The organism is Sphingobium sp. ba1 (assembly GCF_000743655.1).
In the GTDB taxonomy this organism is placed as follows: Bacteria; Pseudomonadota; Alphaproteobacteria; order Sphingomonadales; family Sphingomonadaceae; genus Sphingobium.
Window position 1 is genome coordinate 5149 of record NZ_JPPQ01000034.1, and the last position, 2565, is coordinate 7713.

The following is a 2565-nucleotide window of genomic DNA, read 5'->3' on the forward strand; positions in this document are numbered from 1 at the left end:
GCCGATCAGCAATTGCTTGATGTCATAGCCGCGATTGTCTTTCTTCAGCGCATCCAGCCCGTCGAAGATACTCCCATCGGGCAGCACCACCTCCACCCCCTCCACCAGCGCGCGCATCGTGCCATGCCGCAGCACCTGGGTTCCGCCCGCATTGGTGGACACCAGTCCGCCGATCGTCGCCGATCCCTTCGCGCCGAGGCTCAGCGGAAAGCGCCGACCCACATCCTCCGCCGCGTCATGCAGCACGCTCAGGATCACGCCCGCCTCGCACACCGCCAGATTATCGTCGGCCGACAGGCTGCGGATCGCGTTCATCCGGCGCAGGGACAGGATCAGCGCCGATCCGTCGGCGGGCGGCGTCGCACCCCCGACCATCGACGTATTGCCCCCCTGTGGCACCAATGCGACGCCCAACTCTGCGGCCAACGCGACCGTCGCGGCCACTTCTTGCGTCGACGCAGGTGCCAGGATCGCGGCCGCCGCGCCATGATAACGCCCGCGCCAGTCGCTCGTCCATGGCGCGATGTCGTCCGGGTCGGTGACGACGCCCTTGGGGCCAAGCAGCGCGGCGAAGCGCGCAATGATATCCTGTCCAATCATGGGACCGTCTATGCGCGCAAATTCATCGACGGTTCAACCACTCGTCGATAGCGTGCCATTCCCATAAGGGGTCCGCTTTGTTTCATTCCATCCTGCTACTGCTTGCCGCGCCAGGCGCGCAGCCCGTGCAATGGGCGCAATTGACGATCGAGCGGCGCGTCATCATGCGCGTGCCCATGGTCCGCAAGGGCAAGGCGCCTGTGCGCATCACACCCGATGCCGCCGATGATTGGGACGAAAAGAAAGGGCCACGCTGCGTCGCGCTCCGCTCGATTCGCGCCGCTAGCATCATCGTGCGCAATGGCGTGGATCTCATCCTCGCCGATCAGCATCGCTACCGCGCCCGGCTGGAAAAGGGGTGCGATTCGGCGGGCTTTTATTCGGGCTTCTATGTCGAGCCGGATGCGGACGGATCGCTCTGTTCGGGACGCGACGAATTGCAGGCGCGCAGCGGCATGAGCTGTGCGATCGACAGTTTCCGCCGCCTCGTCGCCGCCGATGACTGATCGCGATCCCCAAGGCCCCGAATTACGGGATTTTCTTGACAAGTGGCCGATATTTCCGCAATGCGCGGCCGATTTCCATCGTGCGGACTGGCAGGATGGGGCAACCTCCTGTTCCCGGACCATTGAATGACTTTTGCCGATCTCGGCCTTTCCGACGAATTGCTCAGGGCCGTAACCGAATCCGGTTACGACACGCCCACCCCCATTCAGGCGCAGGCAATTCCTTCCGTCCTGATGATGCGCGACATCATCGGCATTGCGCAGACGGGAACGGGCAAGACGGCCAGCTTCGTGCTGCCGATGATCGACATTCTCGCCCATGGCCGCAGCCGCGCGCGGATGCCGCGCTCGCTCATCCTGGAGCCGACCCGTGAACTCGCCGCCCAGGTGGCGGAGAATTTCGAGAAATACGGCAAATATCACAAGCTCTCGATGGCCCTGCTGATCGGTGGCGTGTCGATGGGCGACCAGCTCGCGGCGCTCGAAAAGGGCGTGGACGTGCTGATCGCGACGCCGGGGCGCCTGATGGACCTGTTCGGTCGCGGCAAGATCATGCTCAACGGGTGCTCGCTGCTGGTCATCGACGAAGCCGACCGGATGCTCGACATGGGTTTCATCCCGGATATCGAGGAAATCTGCACCAAGCTGCCCGCGCAGCGCCAGACCTTGCTGTTTTCCGCGACGATGCCGCCGGTGATCAAGAAGCTGGCCGACAAATTCCTGTCCAACCCCAAGTCGATCGAAGTCGCGCGGCCAGCCAGCGCCTCGATCAACATCACCCAGCGGTTGGTAAAGGTCGATGCACGCAAGAAGCGGACCGTCCTCGCCAAGATGCTGGCGGAGGCTGACGTCACCAGCGCGGTCATCTTCTGCAACCGCAAGACCACGGTGCGGGATCTGAACAAGAGCCTGCAACGCGACGGCTTCAAGTCGGGCGAAATCCATGGCGACATCGACCAGGGATCGCGCATCGCCGAACTGGAACGCTTCCGCGCGGGCACCGTCAACATCCTCGTTGCATCGGACGTCGCGGCGCGCGGGCTGGACATCAAGGGCGTCAGCCATGTGTTCAACTATGACGCACCCTGGCATCCGGACGATTATGTCCACCGCATCGGCCGCACCGGCCGCGCGGGCGCATCGGGCGTCGCCTACACCTTCGTCACCGAAGCGGACGCCGAAGCGATCGACAATATCCAGAAGCTGATCGGTACCAAGATCGAAGTCGTTGGCGCAGCCGAAGTTATTGCAACGGTTGAATCCACCGAAGAAGCCGCCCCTTCGCGTGCGCCGAGGGGCCGCAAGCCCCGCGCGGCAAAGCCCGCAGCCGACAAGCCCGCCCGTGCCAAGGAACCGCAGGCGCAAGCCACACCGCCTCGCGAAGAAGCGCCGGTCACGGCGGAGCCTGCCGCTGAACCGATCCGCGAAGCCCGCCCACCCCGCACCGAACGTCCCCGCG

The 2565-nt window shown here is 64.2% G+C and carries 3 protein-coding genes; 2 read left to right on the forward strand and 1 reads right to left on the reverse strand.

Features of this window, described 5'->3' with window-relative positions; genetic code table 11:
• Window positions 1-600, reverse strand: a 600-nt coding sequence (locus tag IL54_RS02395; RefSeq protein WP_037472842.1) for an FAD-binding oxidoreductase, incomplete at its 3' end; no start/stop codon positions are given.
• Window positions 601-677: 77 nt separating this feature from the next.
• Here IL54_RS02395 and IL54_RS02400 point away from each other — a divergent pair.
• Both IL54_RS02400 and IL54_RS02405 read left to right on the forward strand, forming a co-directional pair.
• The gene (locus IL54_RS02400; protein WP_037472844.1) at window positions 678-1106 is read left to right on the forward strand and encodes a hypothetical protein; all 429 of its coding nucleotides are present in this window, start codon (window positions 678-680) and stop codon (window positions 1104-1106) included.
• Between the two features lie 126 nt (window positions 1107-1232).
• On the forward strand, window positions 1233-2565 hold a 1333-nt coding region (locus IL54_RS02405; protein ID WP_081912745.1), incomplete at its 3' end, for a DEAD/DEAH box helicase.